Raw genomic sequence first — 22,366 nt, 5'->3', positions numbered from 1 at the left:
GGGGACGGACGATGAGTGGTTTCTCCAACAACTACGAGGCGGACACCGACGGTCTGCGCGAGACGACCCGGCGCATCGGCGGCCTGGCGGGCAGGCCCGGGAAGCTGCGCGCGCAGTTCGACCGCACGGTGCAGGGCACCGCCCTGTGGAAGGGCTGGGACGACGACTTCCACGATCGGATGAAGGACCAGGAGACCCAGCAGAACGAGAGCTGCACCGGCCTGCTCGACGCCCTCGAAGGCTTCTTCACCGGCCTGCAGTCGGCCGTCCTGGAGAGCCTCGGCAGCATCGAGGGCGTCCAGCAGGAAGCCAAGGACGCGTTCCACGGAGGCCGTCAGGACGCCGGCAGCCAGGACGACGGCGGTCACGGGAAGCGCTGAATGTTCGACATCGAGTATCCCGACGACGTCAGCAAGATGCTCTTCGTCCTGCTCGGCGCGAAGCCGCTGCAGGCGAAGGCGGGTCTGGCGTGGGAGAGCCGTGACTCCTACACGGACCTCGCGTCCGGCCTCAGGGAGCTGCGTCAGGAGATCCTCGATTCGATCCAGGCGGGCAAGCGGTACCTCCCGCCCAACGTGGCCGACGCCTACGAGCAGTCGTTGTCCTCGTTGGTGAACACCAACGGCGGCGACATCCTCCAGCGGTTCATCGTGCAGCTCGACCGGTTCACCGACGACCGGGGCAAGGCGGCCGTCCAGATCCAGCAGGCCCACTTCGAGATCATCATGGAGGTCTTCTGGCTCATCCTGGAGCTGGCGCTCCTGGAGGCGCTCGCCGTGTTCACCGGCGGTGCCTCGGTCTCGGAGATGATCCTGGCCCGGATGCGGGCCAGACTGGCGATCCTGATGGCGATCGACCGCCTCCTGCGGTACGTCCAGGCGTTCCCCTCCCTGTCCGAGGCGTTCGAGGAGGCCATCCAGAACCTGGCGGCCCAGCTCCTGTCGATGGCCGTCAACCCGGCCGGGGTGGGGCCCGACGGCATCAACTGGAAGGACGTCGGGATCTCGGCGGCGGTCGGCGGTCTCGCCGGCTTCTTCATCGGCCACTTCGGCACCTGGGCGTACTCGCTCAAGAACGCCCTCTCGAACACCTTCAAGAACAACCTCGGCAAGGACGTGTTCGGCAAGTTCGAGATCCGCTTCAACAACCCGTTCACCCGGAACAACGCCAACAACGCCGCGTACGACCTGCCCACCACCTTCCTGACCGAGGGGTTCGGCGAGACCATCGCCGTGGCGATCGTGCTCGGCAAGTGGGACTGGACCGACCTCGTGGGCGCGGGCCTCAGCGGGATCTCCCAGATCTTCATGGGCAAACCGCTGGAGCAGACGTACCACGGCCTGCACTCCAAGCTGTTTCCCGACGGCAACCTCTTCACCCGCTACCAGCAGAATTCCGCCGACATCCTGCGCGAGCGGCTCGACGGGGCGTCCGGCGGCCCCTCCGGGAGCACGACGGGCCACGGGGCCACGGACGCCGTACCGCCCCCGGCATCGGTCCGGCCGGTCCCCACGGCGGGCCACACCCCGGTGACACCACCGTCCGTACCGGTCCCGCCGCCACCCGTCCCCCACGGCGGCACCGGTCCGGCGAACGAGCACGACCCGGGCCGGTACGGCGTGCCGGACGCGTCGCGCGGGCCGTCGGGCCTCTTCGACCCGGACGGCGGTTCGGACACGTCGAGCAGGCCGCCGAACGTCTTCGACGGCTCGGACGCCGGGTCGATCGCGGACACCGACTCCCTCTCCCCTTCTTCTGATTCCTCCGATTCTTCCGCTTCTTCCGGCATTCCGCGGGTCTCTCCGTCGGCGCTGCCGCACACCGCGCCCCTGAACGGCGCCGGGGGGAGCCACCTCAAGTCGCCGGACCACCTCAAGACCCCGGACCCGATCGACGGGACGGCCCCCGGCGTCCGGGACCTCACGCTCCCCGCCGCTCCGGACACCGCCACCAACGGTCTCCCGGCAGCGCCGAAGACGGGGAACTCCGTGTTTCCGGACACCCGGGCGGAGCAAGCGAAGGCATCGGAGCCCCTGTTCACGCCCGACGGCGTCAACACGCCCGACGATCTCCACGCGCCCGGCGGCCTCCACGTGCCCGGCGGTGTCGACGCATCCGGCGGTACGCACACGCCCGGCGGCCGCGTCGGCGGACCGGCCGGTTCCCCGCAGGGCTCGCCCCCCGCCGGAGCCGACCAGCCGAGCACCGCGCACCGGGACGACAACGGCCGGCAGAACGGCCCCCGTCAGAACTCCGACCAGCGGAACTCCGACCAGCAGAACACCGGCCGTCAGAACTCCGACTGGCAGAACTCCGACCGGCAGAACGGCGTTCCGTCCGAGTCTCCGGGCGCCCGGACCGCCCCCGCTCCCTTCCCGGGCACCCCCGGCCAGACCGCGCCGCAGGTCCACCGCGACGGCCTCCAGCGCGAGTGGATCGCCCGGCAGCTCGCCCCCGAGGACCTGTCGGACACCCTGGTGGAGGAACTGGCCGGATCGCATGGACCGGACGCCGTCGCCACCCGGGCCGAGTTGCGCGACGCGGGCATCTCGCCGGACCCGGGGCGGCACCCGGCGGCGGCCGGCGATCCCGTACCCCTCTCCGCGCTGGACCCGCTCGACCGGGCGCGCCTGCTGATGGCGCGGCAGCCGACGCCGTGGCCCGCCGTGCTCGACGCCGTGGCGGCCAACGCCTCGCTGCGGATGTGGGACACGGCGTACGGGGAGTTCAGGGACGCCGCGCTGCGGGACGGCGGGCGGCCCGCGACGGCGCCGCCGCAGCCCCCGGCGGACGGCGCCGCGCCCCGGGGCGCGGCGGTCCCGCCCGTCGTGGAGCGCCCCGCCCCGGCCGAGGTGGACCGGGCCTGGGAGAAGGCCGTCGCCCTGGTCGTACCGCCGTCCCCCGGCCCCGTCCTGGCGGACTCCCGGCACGCCGACGCCACGCACCGGGACGCCGTACGGCAGGTTGCCGACCATCTGCTGGCCCACGGCCCGGACGCGCCTTCGGGCATCGCGCTCGCCGCCGCGCTCCGCGCCTCCCTCGGCCCCGCCGCCACCCCCGCCGCCCCGCTCCGGGCCGTGACGGTCACCGAGTCGTCGTCCCCCGTCCTCCCGCCGACGCCGCTCCCGCCGGTGGCCGCCACCACCGCCACCGCCACCGTCATCACCGCCACCACCACCGTCACCACTGCCACCACCTCCAGTGCCCTCCCGGCCGAACCCCCGCCCGCTCCGGCGAGGCCGGCCCCCGCCACCCCGGCCTCGATCCCGGCACCGGCCCCGGACGGTCCGTCGTCCGTCCCGGCCGGGCCCGTCGCCACCACCCCGACCCCCGGGCCCGCTCTCTCGGCCTCCCCGAAGGTCCCGCGCACCGGCGAGACCGCGCCCGCCGCGCCCGCCGCCATGCCCTCGCCGGTCGCCGACCTGGCGTCGCGACTGCCGGGGCTGACCCCCGGCGAACGTTCGCGGGAACTCTCGCTCCTGTCGCCCGCGGACCGGGAGGCGCTGGCGTCGGACTCCGTCCTCGTGGACACGCTGCGCCGGGAGCTGACCGGCGAGGAGTTCGCCGACACCGCGGCCCGGTTGATGGTGGAGATCGGGGCCGGGGTGGACCGGCCGGTGTCGGCGCGGAGCCAGGTGGTGCCCCTGGTCGCGCGCATGCTGCGCGACCCCGACGTGACGGCGAGGCTGCTGAGGAGCCGCGCCCGCGTGGTGGTGGTGGCGAAGGACGAGGCGATCACCGAGCTGGACGCCTTCCGGCACCTGAAGGGCGGGAGGACGGCCGACGGGCGCGGGTGGGAGGAGGTGCGCGGGGTCAGCGCCGGGCGCGTCACCGGAGTCACCGAGGAGAACCTGCTCGGGGAGGTGACCCCGCTGGGGAAGAACCACGCGCAGGGGTACTCCACGACGACCCACGAGTTCGCCCACACCGTGCACCGGTACGGACTGACCCCCGACGAGAGGGAACTCGTCCGCGACGCCTACCTGGCCAGGCTGGCCCGGGGCCAGGCCGCGGCCTGGCCGGACGGCCCGCTGCGCGACCCTTCGGGCCGGCGCACCCGGCCCAACTACTCCTCCCTGGACGAGTACGAGTACTTCGCCCAGCTCACCAACGCCTACCTGGGCACCAACGCGGGCCGGGACGACTACACCGGACGGCGAAGGAACAACGGCGCCGCCTGGGTGGAACAGCACGAGAAGACGCTGCTGCCCCTCCTGCGGAAGCTGTACGGGCCCGGTTCCGAAGCCGGGGAGGCGCGGGTCAACCAGCTCGCGGGACCGCGCAAGGAGAACTGGGTCCACGAGGCGTACCGGGCCTTCTGGGACCGGGCCGAAGGCGTCCACCGGCCGCACCCCCACGACCTCGCCCCGGTGCCCCCGGCCGATCCGGAACCGGCACCCGTGCCCACCCTGACGGCGGACACGGCGGACACGGTGGGCACGGCGGGCACGGCGGTCCCTGGGGACACGGCGGTCCCGGCGGAGACCTCCCCGCTCCCCCCGCCGCCGGCGGGCCGGCAGAACTACCAGGAGTACCTGGCCCACGTGCTCCACGGCGTCTTCGGACCGGACGCGGCCTCGGACCAGAACTTCGCGCAGATGGTCAACTCGCTCGCTCTGGTGGACGCGGCGCGCTCCACCGACCGGCGGTTCGGGACCGGCGGGCTCGACCTGGAGGGGATCACCCGCCGGGTGCTGCACATGCCGGCGGGGGCCCCCTTCGACGCCCGTGCGGCGTTCCAGCTCCTGTCGCTCGCGTCCGGCGCGGGACGGCGCGGCCGGGCCGGGAGCCTGGCCGCGATCGCGGCCCACGGCCTGGAGAGGCGGGGCGCCCTGGAGGGCGCGACGGCGGTGACCGGCCCCGGCGGCGCGGTCACCGGGCGGAACTGGCTGGGGCGGCCCGTCCGGGAACTGCGCCTGGACAGCGTGGCCAGGCGGACGGCGGACGGCGGGTGGGACGTCTCCGCCGCGCCGTGGAGCGGGACTCCGGGGGCCCACGCCGTCTTCGCGGAGCAGACCTCCGACGGCTCGCTGGTGGTGCGCGACGGCCGGGGGGACACCGTCGAGGTGGACGTCGAGGAGTTCGTGGAGCTCCTCCGCCACGACCCGGCCCGGCCGGCGGGCGCCCCGGTGGTCCTCGTCGTGGGTGGCGCCACCGGACGGGGGACGATGCCGTTCGAGCGGTGGGTGGCGGACCGGCTGGGGGTGCGGGTCTGGTCCACCGGCGGCGAGGTCCGGCTGCAGCCGCTCGGCGACGGCGGCGGGCAGCAGGTGCTCGTCCTGGCCAACAGTGCCCCGGGAAGGACACCGGTCGGCAGCTGGCTCCCCAGCGATCCGGGCCGCGCCGACCGGGGGTCCGCGGAGCGGGTGAGAGCGGCGGGCGGCCAGGAGTACGCGGACGACGAGATCCTGTCGTACATGGTGCCCCGGTCGGACGGGCAGCAGCTCACCGTCCGGGCCTTCCTGAACGAGACGGACATGGCGCTCCTGGAGGACGGCCTCCGCACCGTGTCGGACGTGGCGCACTACACGGACTACGACGAGGCGTTCCCCTCCGTCACCGTTCCCAAGGAGAGCGAACTGCGTTCGCTGGGGCGGTCCCTGGCCGGGGCCTACGTCGTGGTCGGGCACGGGGACAGGAGCCGTGCGGTGCTGCCCGTACGGGGTCTGGACCGGTACAAGGTCGTGTCCCCCGACGAGATCGGGAGGCTGCTCGCCCGGGACCCGGTCCTGCGGGCCATGCCGCCGGAAGCACCGGTGTGGCTGGTGTGGTGCGAGATGGCGGAGCCCGCCCCGAACAAGGACCGGCTGGCGGCGGCCCTCGCGGCGCAGACGCTCGCGAACCGCACCGGCAGGACCGTGTTCGCGTTCGACGGGCAGGTCACGGTGCACCCGGCGGAGGGCGGCATGCCGCCCCGGATCGTCAAGACCGACCATCCCGACGCGCCCCGGCACCGGGTCGTGGAGTTCCGGCCCGACCCGCAGTGGGCGCGCCTGAACGCCTGGGCCGGTGTGGCGGGCCTGCCGGCGGACTGGCAGGACAGGGCCGACCGGACGCTGCGGTGGGTCCGGCTGCTGAGGGAGACGCACGGCGCGGACATCGACACCGCCCCGCACCGGACGGTCGAGTTCCGGGAACTCCTGGAGGGCTTCGGAGCGTGGGAACGGGCCCGCGGCACGGCCCTCACCTACGCGGAACTCGGCCGGACGATCGCGGAGTACGCCGCGCCCCGGGGCATCGACCCGACCGTGGTGGACACCACGCTGACCCGGATGCTCCGCTCGTGGCGGGGGGCCCCGGCCCGTACGGCCGGCGGGGCGGCACACGCGGCGCCGCCCGGCGGCAAGGGCGCGGCGACCGGTCCCACCGGCCTCGGCTTCGCACCGGGGTCCCGCGCGCTGACCGACGCCGCGCGGGCGGAGCTCGACGGCCTCGCGCACCGGGTGGCGCTGGCCGCCCTGGACGCCCGGCACGCGGGCCGGCCGCTGCCGGAGGGAAGGTTCACCGGGTACGGCGAGGGCCCGGCGGCGCGGGCCCGGAGGACCGGCCGCGCGCGTGCCGAAGCGGCGCGCTCCTGGTTCCTGGCGCGCCTGGACGAGGAACTGGACTCCTACCAGCGGGACGTGGCGCCGGGGGACCGGCTCACCTCCGGCGACTTCGTCCTGGCCGTCCACGGCCGGTCCGGGAACGACCGGGCGGCCACCGCGCCGGGGGTGACGGTCGGGTTCGGCGCGTCCCGCCCGCCGGAGGGGACGCCGGCCCCCGGCACCGGGGTCCCGGAGACCGGGCCCCCGGCCCTCCGTCCCGCCACCGCCACTCCGGAGACCGGGACCCCGGCTCCCCGTCCCGCCGCCGCCACCCTGGAGATCGAGACCCCGGCCCCCGGCCGCGGCACCCGCCCGTCCTTCCTCGACCCCCCGCCGCCCGGTCCGGAGCGCGCGCTCGTCGTCGCCGAGGTACCGCCGCCCCCGCCCCCGCCGCCGTCCGAGCCGCCCTCGTCGCCCGGCCCCACCCCGCCCCCCGGCCAGAACCCCCGGCCGAGGCCCGCCGGGGTGCGGATCGACGAGGAACTGGACGAGCGGCGCCCGGCACGCGTGGACACCGGGATGCTCCCCCCGCCGCGGGTGCACCGGCCCAGCGTGTTCACCGACGAGAGCCGGCTGCCCGGCTACGTCGACGGCTTCCTCGGCTTCACCGACGGCGGGACGGGCGATCCCCTGCCGATCGCCTTCGGCCAGAGCGAGGTGCACATCCGGGGCATCGAGCGGATCACGGAACGCGTCGGCGCCGAACTGACGGCCCTCGGCCCGGACACCGCCCCCGCCGGGGCGCCGGCCAAGCGCCGCCGGGTGCGCGGCGGCGGCATCGACGAGCCCGTCCTCGACCGGGTCCGGCGGGCCGTGCGGGAACGCCCCCAGACCTTCGCCGGCGACGGCCGGGAGTTCGTCTACCGCACCGCGTCGGGGCGGCTGCGCACCCTGCGCGTCACGATCCGCAACTACGGCGAGTGGACCAAGTTCACCGACGGCGCCTCACCGACCAAGGTCGACAACGCCTACCGCGCCCAGGCCACCGTCGGCGGGTCCAAGACGATCGGCCAGACCCGCCAGTTCGCGCCGACCGTCCCCCTGGGACCGCAGCCGGGCCCCATCTCGCTCTGGGGCCGGTTCGGCGTACGGCTCGGCCGCGTCCGCGAAGTCACGTACGGCACGCAGGACAAGGTCCTCAACGTGGGCGAGTCCCGGGGGCTCGACACCTCGCACCCGCACCTGGACGACGCGTACGTCGAGGTCCGCGTCACCGACGCGGAACCACCGCGCCCGGCGCGGAAGGGCGCGCTCGGCACCGGCTGGCGGGCCAGGCCCGCCCGGGAGGCCGCGCCGGACGCGGAGTTCGCCTTCGGCGTGCGGCACGGGCTGCTGGCCCGTCTGACGGAGGCCGCGACCCGCCAAGCCGCGCCCCGCCGCACCCCGAGGACGCTCGCCCTCGGTCCCGAGTCCGACTACCGGCTCGTCATCACCGAGGACTTCGGCCCCGCCGCCGCCATCCGCGACTGGGCGGTGGCCCGGATCGGCGCCGCGCCCGGCTCCTCGGCCTACCGCGAGCTGGACCGCTTCCTGTCCTCCCAGAACCTCCACCAGCTCTCCGGACGGCTGGCCAAGTCCGCCGTACCCGGCAGGCCGCTGTTCGCCGACGACAAGAAGAACACCCCGCTGGGCGCCTTCGTCATCGAACGGGTCGTCCCGGGCCGTGCCGTCCTGGCCACGGAGACCGACAAGACGGAGATGCGGGAATCCGCCTTCCTCACGCTCCAGAACACCCGCAAGCAGACCAGGGCGCGCTCCAAGGACTTCACCCTCTTCGTCGGCCCGACGTTCACCCTGCCCACCTTCGGCTTCGTCTCCGGCTGGATGGACAAGGTCAAACCCCGCCTCCAGTTCGGCGTCAGCGCGCGCGTCGGACACGTCCGGGGACGCTCGGCGACGACCGGCGGCTCGGGCGCGGTCCGCTCCGTCGGCCGGGCCAAGAACGTCACCACCGACCTGTACCGCGTCGAGAAGACCGTCTGGATCCGCAAGACCGGCGACGCGAGCCCGACCCCGTTCACCACCTGGAGCCTGGACCGGATGACGCGCACCGAGGCGCGCCGCCTGGCCGGAATGGAGGACGAGAACGTCTTCGGGAGCACCGTGCCGTACGCCCCCGCCTACCTCACCGCCGACCACCCGCCGACCCTCGGCATGTCCCGGCCCGTGCAGTTCACCTACGCCGACGGCCGCTACAGCAGACGGTTCCCGCAGGGCACCGACCACGACCACGTGCCGCTGGAGGACGGGGACGGCGCTCCGGCCGGTGACGGCCCGTCCGCCGCCTTCACCGAGCGCAACCGGCTCGACTCCTTCACCCGGCAGGTGCTGACCGCCGTCGCCGCCCGGTACCCCACGATGGTCGCCGGCCTGGAGGACCTCGGCGACCCCGGCGACAAGCGGTGGCGCAACCGGAACCACTACCAGATGGTCCTGCACAACACCCTGACCGTCATCAACGCGCTCTCGCACCACAGCATGGCCGGGAACCTGGAGGCGATGAGCCGGACCGGCCTGCGCATCGGCCTGGTCGACCCCGGCCGCTTCACCCGGGGCCACTACTACATCTGGATCGACGCCGAACTGACCGGCCGCGCCTACGTGTCGCCCACGGACACCCTCCTGCGGCACAGCGCCCCCGGCGCCACCGCCCTCGACGAGACCCGGCAGGCGGTCCACGGCGCCGAGGTCGGCCTCGTGGGCGTCCTGGCCCTGCGGGACGCCGCCACCGACCACATCGGCTTCGCCGCGCACGCCCTCACCGGCCAGGGCGGCTACCAGGCCGGATGGCAGACGCGGGACGAGTCGGGATACGGCTCGACCGCCACGTTCGACCCCATGGCGATCACCACCAGGCCGGGCAACCTCTACTCCTACGACCTGGCCCTCACGGTCAGCACCGGCGGCTACTGGCGGCCCCGCAGCCTCCTGCGCGGCCTGGTCAGCTTCGGCGTCCTCGGCACCCAGTGGTTCGTCCGGGGACCCAAGGGCCGGGGCGACATCATCGGCGGCGGCGCCGGGACCCCCGCCGTCCTGGGCAAGGTCCTGCTCAGCGTCCCCGCCGACCACTCCCCGGCCACCGACCCGCACGCCCCCGGCGCCGCCAACCCGTACCTGGACCCGGAGCCGGTCGTCCGCACCCCGATGAGCCGGCGCGACGCCAGGAAACTCCTCGACGCGTCCACCGAGGGCGGCCACCGACCGGGCGAACTCGACGGACTGCCCCACCAGACCCTGTCGGTGGTGGCCCCGAAGCAGGTACGGGACGAGCGCGGCATCGTGGACCGGGCCCTGGACAAGGCGTCCCACGGCAGGTGGCAGCTGACCCGCGAGGGCGCCCCCGCCCACGACGCCGCCGTCCGCCCGGAACAGCCGCAGTTCCTCACCGCCAACGCCGACCAGAACGCCTCCGCCACCGGCTCGCGCACCACCGGACTGTTCGGCAAGGGCCCGTACCTCGACTGGCTGGCCACCGTCGTCCACCGCATGCGGATCACCGACGTGCGGGCGCTGACCCGCCCGCAGCCGATGGAGACCGAGCTGACGCTCGGCGGCTCCACCAAGGCGTCGGGGGGCCAGAGCAGGACCTTCACCCAGCACGCGGGCATCACGGCCGTCTACGGCCACTCCCACCCGAACGGCCCCGGCGTGACCGGCGGTTACGGGGCGTCCTGGCAGCCGTGGTGGCGCAGCCGGGGAACCAGCGGCACCGTCGTGCGCACCGTCACCTCGGACATCAACCGCGTCGACCAGGGACACCAGGTGCTGGCCGTCGGCGACGCCGAGCACGAGGTGGCCGTCGAGACCCGCTCCTCGGGCCTGCTCTCCCCGCTGGGCAAGGTGGTGCGCAGACTGCACGACTGGGCCGGCGAACGCCAGGTCGTCAAGGGCGGCTGGCTGGGCCACCTGCCCGAGCGGGTCGCCCACCAGCTCGGCCTGATCGACGGCGACGCCCTCGGCGGCGGCCCCCGCTACACCCGCCGCCGGTGGCTCCGGCCCGGCTGGTTCCACCGGGCCCCCTTCGCCGTCTACCCGGTCAACGCCCTGGACACCAGTCAGGTGGTGGAGCGGTTCGCGAACCGCCTGGACGGGCTGGGCCTCGACGAGGACAGCCGGGAGGCGATCCACCGGCTGACCTCGGCCCGCGTCACCCGGGCGCTGCGCCGCGAGATGCAGGGCACCGGCTCCTCGGTGACGGCCCGCATCAGCTCCTTCGCCTGGAAGCGGGTGCGGATCGGCGGACGCGACGTCCGCGTACGGGTGCGGCTCGAACCCGTGGGCGAGGCCGAGTTCGTACGGCTCTGGCCGCGCACCGAGCTGGAGGACCACCGGTGGGCGACCGAGACCTTCGACGAAGCCTTCCTCGCCGGGCGGGGCAGCGACGCCGGAACGGCGGTCACCGAGGGCGTCCACACCGGTGACGCGGGCGCGCCCATGGCGGGCCCCTCCCTCACCGAGACCGGCTCCAACCGGCAGACGATCGCGGCGAGCGGGTCCCGCTCACGGGGCCGCCTGTGGACCTCGTACACCAGCGAACCGCACGCCGAGTACGCCACCCGCTACCGGCTGCGCATCACCATGGAACTGGGCCGCGAACGGGGCGACGAGAGCTGGGGACGCGGTGCCCGCCGGATCGAGGAGAACGGCGAGGTCGGCAGCCAGCGGGAGATCGTCCCGCTCAGCCTGATGCGCCCGGCCGCCGCCCCCGGCGCCCCGGCGGACCCCGCCGACCGGCTCGCACCCGCCGAGATCGACGACCCGCCCGCCGAGGTGACCGTGCTCACCGGGGACGACAACCCGCTGAAACGGCCCGCCGGAACCACCGGCGACCTCGACTCCTGGCGCTCCGTCGACCTGCCGGACGGGACGCGGAAGCCGTTCGTCCCGCCGGAGAACGGCTTCCACGTCCGCAACATCGTCGGCGCGGAGAACGTCCTGGCCGCGAGCACCCTCGCCCTGGGCAGGGCGTACGACAACCGGCTGGCCCGGGTCTCGGGCCGGCTGGGCGGCGAGGAGCTGGAACGGGCGCTGCGCACCGCGCGGATCACCCCCCTGACCGCCGAGGGCACCGGCTCCGCACAGGTCCTGGAGGACTCCCACGGCCCCGGGGCGCTCTCCGCGTTCTTCGAGCACGCCTCGGCCGACACGGGGTACGAGACCAGCGGCCTGGTCGAGAACGCCCTCTCGGACCACTCGGAGGGAACCCTCCGGGTGTTCTCCCGGCCGGACTTCTCCGGCGCGGTGCTCCTGGCGGTCGCCGACGGCGCCCGGATGGAGTCCTCGACCCGGATCACCGAGAGCGACAACGAGACCGCCGTCTACGGCGGCGACCACAACACCGCCATCGGCGCCGCCCCCGCCCTGAAGTCGGACAACGTCGGCGCGGCCAACCCGGGGGCCTCCGGCACCGGCGCCGACACCTCCGACAGCGACGGACGGGTGATCGCCAACGACATGGCCCGCCAGGTCAACGTCAAGCCCAGCACGGGCCGGGTCTTCGCCTTCGCCATCCCCACGACCTGGCTGAGCGTCGCCGAGGTCCACCGGCAGTTCAAGGACCTCTCGGGCGTCAAGTGGCTCCGCGAGCACCTCCTCGGCTCCCTCGGCGGCGTCGCCCCCGGCCCGCAGGCCGTCGAGACGCGCACCCAGGTGCTCGCCTGGGTGCGGGAGGACGTCGCCCGGCACCTCGGCCTCATCACCGACGACACCTTCCCCGAGACCGTCGCGGGAGCCTGGGACAAGGTCAAGGAGGCCGCCAAGACGTGGGCCGACGAGGACGAGGCGTACTGGGAACTGCGCCGCGGCCTGCCCGATCTGCACGAGGAGGCCGAGGCCGCCCGGACGGTGCGCGCGGCGGCCCGGTGGGACCTGCGGACCGCGAGGAGGGAGGCCCTGGCCGAACGGGCCGCCGCGCGCAGGGAGTTCGACGCCGCGACGGCCGAGGCCCGTGCGGTGCTCCGGCAGGACCCGGCCGGCCTCCCCGAGCCGGCGGGCGACGCGGTGCGGGCCGCCGCCGAAGCGGCCGCGCGGGCGCGACGCGCTTACCGGGACGTCCTGCTGGAAACCCTGACGGAGGACGCCCCCGCCGCGCGGCACGAAGCCCTCGCCGCGCGGACCGCGTCCGCCCACCGGGCCCTGGCCGAGGCGGACGCCCACGTCGAAGCCGTCCGGCGCCGTGAGCGGGACCGGATGACGGCCGAGGCGCGCCTCGCCTTCGAACGGCGGCGCGCCGCGGCCGACGAACGCGTGGCGAGCGCGCGCGACGCGGCGCACGCCGCCGCCCGGGTGTACCGCGCGGCCCGGCTCTCCCTGGACACCCGCCTCGACGCGATCCGCGCCCAGGAACAGAAGGCGGAGGCGGCGGCGGAGACCCTCCACGGACTGCGGGCCGGGGCCGACCGGCTGACCCGGTGGTACCGGCTGCCCGAGGACCCGCCGGGCGCGCCCGGCGCCCGGACGACCCGCGGCGGGGTGCCCGAACCCGCGATGCCGGAACCGGGGCCGGAGACCACGGCGAGGACGACGCCGGGCGGCCTCGAAACGATCACCGAGGAGCCCGGGACCGAGGAGCCCGAGAGTGGGGAGCCGCCGCGCTACACCCCCGTCACCGTCCTCGGCGACGGCGCTCCCGCGCTCAGGTCCCCGCGGGGGACCACCCACCGGCTGCACGACGTCCCGGCGGACGACTCCTTCTACCGCGCGCTCCAGCGGGCGCTGCCCGCCGCCCGCGCCGACGCCGACGGCAACCCCCTGGAACCCGCCGGGCTGCGGGCCGTGTTCGCCGACACGGTCGGCCGGCTGCCCCTGGACTCGCCGCTCCTCGCCCACCTGGCCCCGGACGAGACGGACACCTTCACCGCCGCCGAACTGGACGCCGCCGCCCTCGACCTGGGCGCCGACACCCCGCAGCGCCGGGAGTTCGACGCCCTCGGCGTCGTCCCGCACTCGGCGGGCGACCGGCCGACGCCCGACCGGCGTCACCAGCCGCTGAGCCCCGCCCAGCGGCGCGGGCTCGCCGCCGCCCAGTTGCGGCGCGCCGCCGACGCCGCGGACGACACCGGCTGGAACCACGCCGCCGCCGACGTCCTGCCCGCGCTCGCCGCCCTGCGGTACGGGGTGGGCGTACGGGTCGTCCGGGAGGACGGCACCTACCAGGACTTCCCGCCCGACCCGGACGTCCCGCTGTCCGACGACGCCGAGCGCGTCGTGCTCCACCTGGCCGACCGCCGCTTCCGGGCCGTCGACGCGGACGCCGTGGCCGAGGGGCCGCCGCCCCCGCCGAAGCCCGAAACCCCGGTGGACGACTCCCTGCTGACCGCCCACGCCACCCGCCCCTGGACCTGGGAGGGCCTGGACGACGCGGTGTACGCGGACCTGCCCAGGTTCGACGCCGCCTCCGACCCCCGGACGCTGACCGACCCCGACGGCTACGTCCACGACCTGGTGGAACCCCCCGCCGGGAGCGGCAACGGGTTCCACTCCGCCCTCGCGATCGCCCGGGGCGCGAACCCCGGGAACGCGCCCGGCACCGGCGACCCGGCGGGCGTGCCGGCCTCGGCACCCCTGCCGGCGGGCGCCCGGCTCGACCCCCGGGCGACCTTCACGGAGGAGGAGCTGTACGGGGCCGGGATCGAGCGGCCCCTGGAGGACGGGCTCCTCCGGGAGTTCCGGCGCGGCGGCGGCCGGCTCCCCGCGGCCCTCCCGCCGCTGTCCGACCGGGTGCGCGAGGGGCTGATCAGGGCGCACCTGCTGGCCGCCCGCCGCTGGAACCGGGAGACGACGCTGCTCGCCGCCGCGACGGTGGCGGACGGTCTGGGCCTGCACGTGACGCTCGTGCACGAGAACGGCACCTTCGACACCTTCGGGACCGCGTCCGGCGACGCGGGCAACGCCGTCGTCCTCTACGAACGCGGCGGCGACTTCCTCGCGGCGGTGCCCCGCCGGCCGGTCAACCCGCGCGGCCCCCGCGACTTCCGCACCACCCGCCCGGCCGCGCCGCCGGCCCCGGCCCCCCTTCTCCCTCTCCCGCTCCCTCCGGCGACCGTGGTGGACCCGGCCGGCCCGCCCGGCGGCAAGGGCACGCCCAAGCACGGGGGCCTGCTGCGCGGAAAGGGCCCCACGGTCAACCGGCCGCTGACGACGGGACCGGACACGCCCCCGCCCGGTACGGGCGTCCTCCCGCCCTCCCGGCGGATCGGCCTGGGCGACGCCGTGGAACGACTGGAGGAGCTGCGACGGAACGTCCCCGAACTCGCGGACGGACCGCCGGACTTCGCCGTGCTCACCCGCCACGTCCTGCTGCTCCCGCCCGACAGCGTCGTGACCATGGAGCAGATGCGGGAGGTACTGGCCGCCGCCCGGGACCCGGAGATGGCCGCCGTGCCCAGCCTGGCGGTGCTGGCAGGATTCGTCCTGGAGCGGCGCGGGGTGACGGCCCTGCGGGACGTGGGCCGGGACGTGGACGCCTTCGCCGCGCGCGTCCTGCACCTCGCCGCCCCCGACCCGGCCCGGCGCCCGGAGCTGCTGCGCCTGCTGGAACGGGCCGGGAACGTCGAGGTGGACCTGGGCAGCAGCATGCGGATCGGCACGTTCCGCCTGGCCACCCAGGGCTCGTTCGCCCCGGAACGCGTCGTCCGGCGCCCCGACGGCTCGCCGGCGGGCCGGGACCTGGACGGGTCCCCCGGCATCCTGGACGTCGACACGAGCCGGGTCACCCTGGTCGGGACCGGAGCGGACGGGACGTCCCCCGACGGCGTCGCCGGCGAGGCGCCGTGGCACCGCGAGGACGGCCGCAGGCCCTGGCTGGTCGGGCTCACCGGCCCCCTGGGCGAGGGGGTGCTGTCCGGACGGATCCCGCCGGAGGACCTCGCCCATCTGCTGTACATCGATCCGGAGCGCCCCGAGGGGAGCGACATCGTCCTGCTGCTCCCGGCCACCGACCCCGCCACGGCGGCACCGGCCGCCGAAGCGCTCCTGGACGCCGTCGTCCGCGCCACCGGGGTCACGGCGCACACGGCGTACGGCGGGGCGGACCTCCTCACCGGTCCGGACGGGCGCACCACCGTGGCCCTGGCCCCGGACGCGGACGGGCGCCGCCGCACCGTCGCCGACCTCGTGACCGTACGGCCGGGCGCCGTCCGGCCCTTCCGCCCGCCCACCGGTGGCCCGCTTCCCCGCGTCCGCGCGGGAGCCAAGCGCCCGGCCCGGACGCCCCGCACCGCACGGCCCGCCAAACGCCCGCGCCGCGTGCCGCCGCGCACGATGCCCGCGGCGCCCGTGCTGCCCGTGATCCCCGGGGCGCGCCCGGAGTCCACAGCCCCGGAGACGCGGCCGGTCCCCGCTCCCACGACGCCGGCCCTCACGCCCCCGGCCCTCACGCCCCCGGTCCTCACGCCCCCGGCCCCCATGTCCCCGGCCCCCATGTCCCCGGCCCCCACGGCGTCGGCCACGAGCGGCGAACCGGGTACGAGCGGTACGCCCCGGCCGGAGAAGCCGCCGGAGCGACCGTCCGGGCGTCCGCCGGAGCCCGCCTCCGGAACCCCGGTCATGACGACCCCGGCGGACACCGCTCCGGACTGGGCCCGGGGGCGGGCGCTGCCGGTCGCCCCGGACGGCGGCTGCCTGCTGCACGCGTTCGTGGCGAGCGACCCGCTGCTCGTCCGGGACCGGCTGTTCGGGCCTCCGGAGGCTTCCGGCCCGGCCCGGTCCGCCGCCGACCTGTCCGCGTACGCCTGGCTCTCCGACGCCGGCCGGGTCCGTGACGACCTGGCCGCCACGGGCGCGCCCCGCCCCGACGACCGGCACGTCCTGGCCGCCCTGCGGCGTTTCGTGGCGGACTACCTGACGGCGAGCGGGGGGAGGCTGCCCGCCGAGATCGTCGTCCAGCTCCGCTCCTCCGCCCCCGGCGGGCTCGCCGCCGAACTGCACGCGCTGGACGAGGGGGACCTCGTGGTCCGGCTGACCGGCCTCGGCGTGCCCGTGCCCGACCGGAGGGAGTTCCCGGGCCGGGCCGCGCTCCTGGGCGAGCTGCGCCACCTGGTCCTCCGGCACACCCCGCTGGACCGGTCGGAGCTGGCCGCCCTGAGGTCCGCCGTCCTGGACTGGAACAACCACTGGAACTCCGACGTCGGCGACGTCTTCCCGCACCTGCTGGCCCACGCCTTCGGCGTACGGATGGACATCGCCTGGTACCGCTACCGGGCCGACGGGCGCACGGCGCAGCGCGGGCTGACGCGGGGGATCGGTCCCGAGAGCGCCACGTGGGAGATCGAACTGTTCCGCAGCGCCCGGATGCCGTCGGCCGGACATCCGGGGACCGGGACCGAGCACTACGAGGGCAGCGACGCCCGCCCCCGTTTCGTCCCCGCCCCGCCCTCCGGCGTTCCGGCCGCGACGCCCGCAGGCTCCTCCACGGCCACGGCCACGGCCACGGCCCCGGACGCCGCCTCCTCCGGCGCTCCCGCCGATCCCGCCGACATCCCCCGCGCCGCGCCCGGCACCCGCACCCGCGACCGGTCCGGCGACGAGCGGCCGGGGGGACGGCGCCGGCGCCACGACCGGGCCGGGGGGCTCCGTCCCTCCCCGGCCCCGGCGGCGCCCTCGCCCGAGGAGCAGCTCGCCCGGACCCGGCTCGGCCGACTGCGCGCGGCCGACCCCGAACTGCGCGACGGGCCGTTCGACATGGACCGGCTGGCCCGCCGCGTCCTGCTGCTCGACCCCGGAGAGCCGGTGACCGGTGACCTGCGTGCCGAGCTGGTCCGGCTCGCGGCGTCGCCCGGGGCACGGAACCCGGCGAGCCTCGCGGCCCTGAGCGCGCTGCACCTGGTGGACCGGGGCGCGTTCGACGACCGCTTCCGGGTCACCGACGCCCACGGCCGCCCGCACGGCGTCAACTGGACCGGCGTCCCGCTCCCGGCCGGCCTCGACCTCACCACCACCGCCGTACGGTCCCGAGGGCCGCGGGGCGACGCCGTCGGCGGAGCGGCCCCGGCGCCCTGGGCCGCCGCGCCCGACGTCTACCTGCTGGTGGCCTCCGGCGGGGACCGGCACCCGGTGCGGGGCCGTGCCGGGTTCGCGCGTGACGTGCCGTCCGAGGTACTGGCCGAACTGCTGGCCCTCGACCCGGTTCTCACCGGGATGCCGGCGGGCGCCCCGGTGGCGGCGATGATCCCGGGCCTCGCCCGCGAGGACCGCACGGGGCCCGCGACGCTCGCCACCCGGCTGCGCCGCACCGTGGTGGCCACCGGCGGCGTCCCGGAAGTGATGGAGCTTCAGGAGCACGCCTTGGGGCCGGTGTTCGGCCTGGCGGGCGCCGAGGGCGAGCCCCGCCGCACCTTCGTCACGATCCCGCCCGCGCCCGTGGAGCCGGTCACCACGCCGGGGGACTGGGAGCGGGACGCGTACGTCCTTCCCGTCACCGCGCCGGACGGCCGGACGGCCGGCACCGTCTCGGTCGATCCCGGCTCCGGACCCGGCGAGGACGGCGGCCCGCGAAGGGCGGCGGACTCCGGGCGGCGCGCGGGGACGATCTCGTACGTCTCCCCCGACGCGCGGCCCGGCACGTTCGGCGAGCGGCGGAACCGGCCCTGGACATCCAGCAAGGCCGCCTTCGGCACCCAGTACGGCGCCCCGGGCACCCTCTCCGTCCCGCCGGACCAGCCGGGGCGCCCGCCGTTCGCACCCCGGCGGGGCACCGCCGTACGGCCCTTCCTCACACCCGCCGGAACGTCCCTCGAAACACCCGTCGAAACACCCGCCGGAACACCCGCCGGGATTCCGGCCGCAGGAACAACCGTCGGGATCCCGGCCGCACCGGGCCCGGACGAGACCCCGGCCGTGTCGGGTCCGGACGAGACCCCGGCCGCGCCGGGTCGGGACGAGACCCCGGCCGCACCGGGCCCGGACGACACCCCGGACTCCCCGCCCGCCCCGAAGGTGTTCGCCGTCCCCGTGGAGGACGGGACGCCGCCCGCCTTCACCACGGTCCACGCCGAGGCGTCCTTCACCGGAGCCGGCACCGGGACCGCCACGGCTGCCCCGTACGACCCCGAGGCCCACTACGACTCGATCATGAACACCCTGTTCGGGCAGCGGCCGGTCCCGGGCGCGCGGGAGGCGCTGCGGCGCCTGAACGCGCTGCGCGCCGGCGTCCCGGCCCTGCGCGGCGGTCCCCTGGACCTGGACGCGCTCGCCCGCCACGTGCTCAGCCTGGACGCGCGGGCGCCCGTCACGCGCGGCGACCACTCCGAGCTGTTCCGGGTGGCGATGGACCCGGCGATGACGGGCGCCACCCGGCTCGCCCGGCTCGCCGCGTTCCACCTCTACCTGAAGGGCGCGCTGAGCGACGAGGTCCGTTTCACCACCCCCGGCGGGCTGAGCGGCATCGACTGGACCGGCCGGCCGCCGGCCCTGCCCGTCGACCTGGACACCGTCCACGACGCCGTACGCCGGCCGGACGGCACGTTCGCCCTCGACGCCCCCGTGCCCGCCGGATGGCACGGCGGGCCGACCCCGTACGCGCTGGTGGCCGACGGGGACCCCGCCACGGTCGTGGTCCGGGGCCGGGGCGGGTTCGAGCGCCGGGCGGCGAAGGAGGTCGTGGCCGAACTGCTCGCGCACGACGCGGTTCTGAAGGGGCTGCCCGGTGACGTGCCCCTGCTCATGCTCGTCCCGTACGCGGCGGCCGGGAGCGCCACGCTGCCGCGCGACAGCGCCGTCGGCCTCGGCCGGCCCGTCTGGTCCTCCAGCGGCGGCGTGGTCCTCGGGCCGTTCCCCGGCAGGCCCGGCCGGACGGGGATCGGGCGCGACACGACGCCGGGCCTCGGCATCGTCGGCGACTGGCTGCTCAGCGACCCCACCCTGTCCGCCGCGCCCGCGCCGGGCGGCGAGGAGTGGGAGCACCAGGTGGTCTCCCTGCCCGTCATCGGCCGCGACCGGCGCCCGACCGGGCGCATGTCCGTCCCGCTCACCGAGCACCCCCAGGCCCTGCGCCGCAGGGCCCTGATGGCGACGAAGGTGGCGCGGGCGACGCACTTCGTCCACTACGACCCCGTGACCCGGACCTTCGGCGCACCGGTCGAACTGCCCTGGTGGACGGACGATCCCGCCGACGACCCGTACTTCGACGCCCGGCACGGCATGCCCGACCGCAGCGCGTGGTCGGTGGAGGGCGGCGGGACCGTCGTCACGAGCGGCCCGCAGACCTCGGGGGTGCTGCGACGGCGTCCGAGCATGAGCGGCAAGAAGCGCGTCGTGAAGATCGTCTGCTTCGGCGGCCAGGCCGGGGCGGCGGGCGCGTTCACCGGCCCGTACGGCCCGCCGCCGTTCGTCCCCGACCCGCTGGCCGCGTCCAGCGAGGCCCAGCGGCTCGCCGACGACGAGAACGTGGTGGTGTACGCGTCCCGGCGCCGGGTCCTCGCCGCCGTCTCCACCCCCCAGGGGGAGTACATCGGCGTGGACATCGACGTCCGGGGCACCGAGTACGGCTTCGACCGCGTCCTGCCCGAGCCGAAGGGCGCCGACCTGGACGAGCGCGCCCGCGCGGCGGGGCTGCACGGCGACCCCGGACCGGCCCCGGACGACGTCCGCGAGCGCACGCTGAGACTGGTCCGTCTGCTCCGCCTGGAGTTCGGCGCCGGGATCGAGTGGCGGACCGACGCCTATCCGGCCCTGCTGCGCGGCGCGGGCGCCCTGGACCTGATGGCGCGCAACGACCCCGCGCTGGCGCGGCTGCCGCTGTTCACCGTGGAGCTGTTCGACCGCGTCGCGGAGGCCGACCACCAGCGGCACGCGCCGGGCACGCCCCTCGACCGCGAGGCCAGGGCACAGGTGCTGCTGCGGGCCGCGGAACGGCTGGACCGGGACCCGGCGGCCCGGCTCTCCGACCACGTTCCGATTCCGGCCGTGGTGGAGGCCGTGGGCAGGCTCACGGACGACCCCGCCGTCGACGCCCTCGTCGTCCGGGTCCTGCGCCTGCCGGGATCCGCGCGGGTGGGACCCGCGGAACGGTCGCGGCTGCTGTGGGCCGACCTCAGGACGAGGGAGACGCTGCGCGCCCTCCAGACCCGGGGCGGGAACGACGAGGTGGACCGGGTCGCCGCCGCCGTCCTGCACGTGGACGCGCCCGACCCGAAGTACCGCAACGCCTTCCTCCAGCTCACGCGCCTCGCCGTCGCCGCCGGGCGCGACCCCCGCCGGCCCCGGGAGGTCGCCGTCGCCTTCCTGGAGGCGAGCGGCGCGTACGCGGACACCACGCGCATCCGGGGCAAGGACGGTTCGGTGATCGGCCGGGACCACACCGGCAGCCCGGCCGGCACCGTCGACTTCGACCCGTCGCGCCTGACCCTGCTGCGCCGCGCGCCCGACGGCACGCTCGTGGCCGACTCGACGGTCCCGGCGCCCTGGTACACGGGGAGCCCCGGGGTGCCCGGTTCCGCACAGCCCTGGCTGTACCGGGCGGACCGCCGTGACGGCGACCGGGTCGACGTGCGCGGGGTCGCCGCACCGCACGAGGAGGTCGCCGAACTGATGTACCGCGACGCGGGGACGGGCCACCTCTCCCTGGGCCACCCCGGCGTCCTCCTGGTCCCCGGCTCCCGGCCCCGCCCCGGCGAACCGGTCGTGGACAGCCTGCCGGGCCAGGGCGCCCTGCTGACGGGCCGCCCCCTGTGGGCGGCGTACGGCACGCCGACGCTCCACACCGATCCGGCGACGGGCAGGACCACCGTCGCCCTGGAACCGGACTCCGCGGGCAACCCGCTGACCGCGGCCGACTTCGCGCTCGTCCGGCCGCAGGACGTCCGGCCGGCGCCCCCCGGCTACCAGCCGGTGACCGACGTCGTCGTCACCGGCGGCACCACCGTCCCGGTCGCACCGGTGACGGCAGCCGCCGGTCCGCCCGCCCCGCGGACGGAGGCGTTCGGCGGGCACGACGGGGCGCGGGCCCCCGCCGGCCGGCCGGACCGCCCCTACGAGCGCACCGGCCCGGCCACCGCCCGGCTGCGGGACACCGTCTTCGACCTGCACGCCGTCGAGGCGCCCGGGGACGGACTCGGCGAGGCGCTGGCGCACGCCCTGCGCTCGTCCGGCCTCGAACCTCCGGCGACCGGGGGAGCGTTGCTCGGCCGGATGGTCGGACGGGTGACCGGAGCGGACCTGCCGGACGCCCCCGGCCCGGACCTGAACGGCGATCTCGACGTCGGCACCGGCACGTTGAAGGACATCGGCGTCGAACTCCCGCCCGGCCAGGCGGCGGAGGCGGTCATGCGCGGCGACACCCTGCCGCTCCGCGACGTGCCGCTCACCCCGCTCCAGCGGTTCGCCCTGCTGGCCGCGTTCCCCGAGTACGCCCTCGACCCGGCCGCCGCCGTCCACACGGTCCACGCGGCCGTCCTGTCCGCCGCCGCCCGCGAGACGGGCGCCGCCGTCGCCCTCGCCGGACCGGACGGGACGGTGACCGAGTACGGCGCCGGAACCGGCCCGGCCGTCCTCCTGGTGCGCGACGGCGACCGGTACCTGGCCGGGGCGGCCCGCCCGGCCGGCCCGGGGCGGGCGCGCCCCGCGCCGCCGGACCGGCCGCCGGGACCGGGTTCCGGGGAGCACGCCGGGGGCAGGCCCGGGAACGGCGGGGACGGCGTCCGGGGGGAGGGGGCGTGACGCCGGCCCGGCGGACGCCCGTGCGGAGGGGGACGTACACGGGGAAGGTCCTCGCCGAGGACGGGCCGGACGGCCGGTATCTCAAGAACAGCTCAGGCGGCGGACCGCGATCCGCCCCCTCATGT

The 22,366-nt window shown here is 76.4% G+C and carries 2 protein-coding genes; both read left to right on the top strand.

Annotated features, from left to right (window positions below):
* Nucleotides 1-11 precede the first annotated feature (11 nt).
* Nucleotides 12-380 carry a hypothetical protein gene (locus tag ACZ6AQ_RS26360; RefSeq protein WP_468762950.1) on the top strand — a complete coding sequence of 123 codons (369 nt, stop codon included), beginning with the start codon at nucleotides 12-14 and terminating at the stop codon, nucleotides 378-380.
* On the top strand, nucleotides 381-22,241 hold the full coding sequence (locus ACZ6AQ_RS26355; protein ID WP_468762948.1) for a lonely Cys domain-containing protein: 21,861 nt from the start codon (nucleotides 381-383) through the stop codon (nucleotides 22,239-22,241).
* Nucleotides 22,242-22,366 lie beyond the last annotated feature (125 nt).

It is taken from the genome of Streptomyces sp. NPDC041191, assembly GCF_055591945.1.
The sequence above is the reverse complement of the archived record's forward strand: the minus strand, read 5'-3'. Positions and strand labels throughout refer to the sequence as shown.

What these genes read in the sequence shown, in the direction of transcription:
- ACZ6AQ_RS26360 (WP_468762950.1), top strand. Translation starts at nt 12, where the DNA reads ATGAGTGGTTTCTCCAACAACTACGAGGCGGACACCGACGGTCTGCGC.
- ACZ6AQ_RS26355 (WP_468762948.1), top strand. Translation starts at nt 381, where the DNA reads ATGTTCGACATCGAGTATCCCGACGACGTCAGCAAGATGCTCTTCGTC.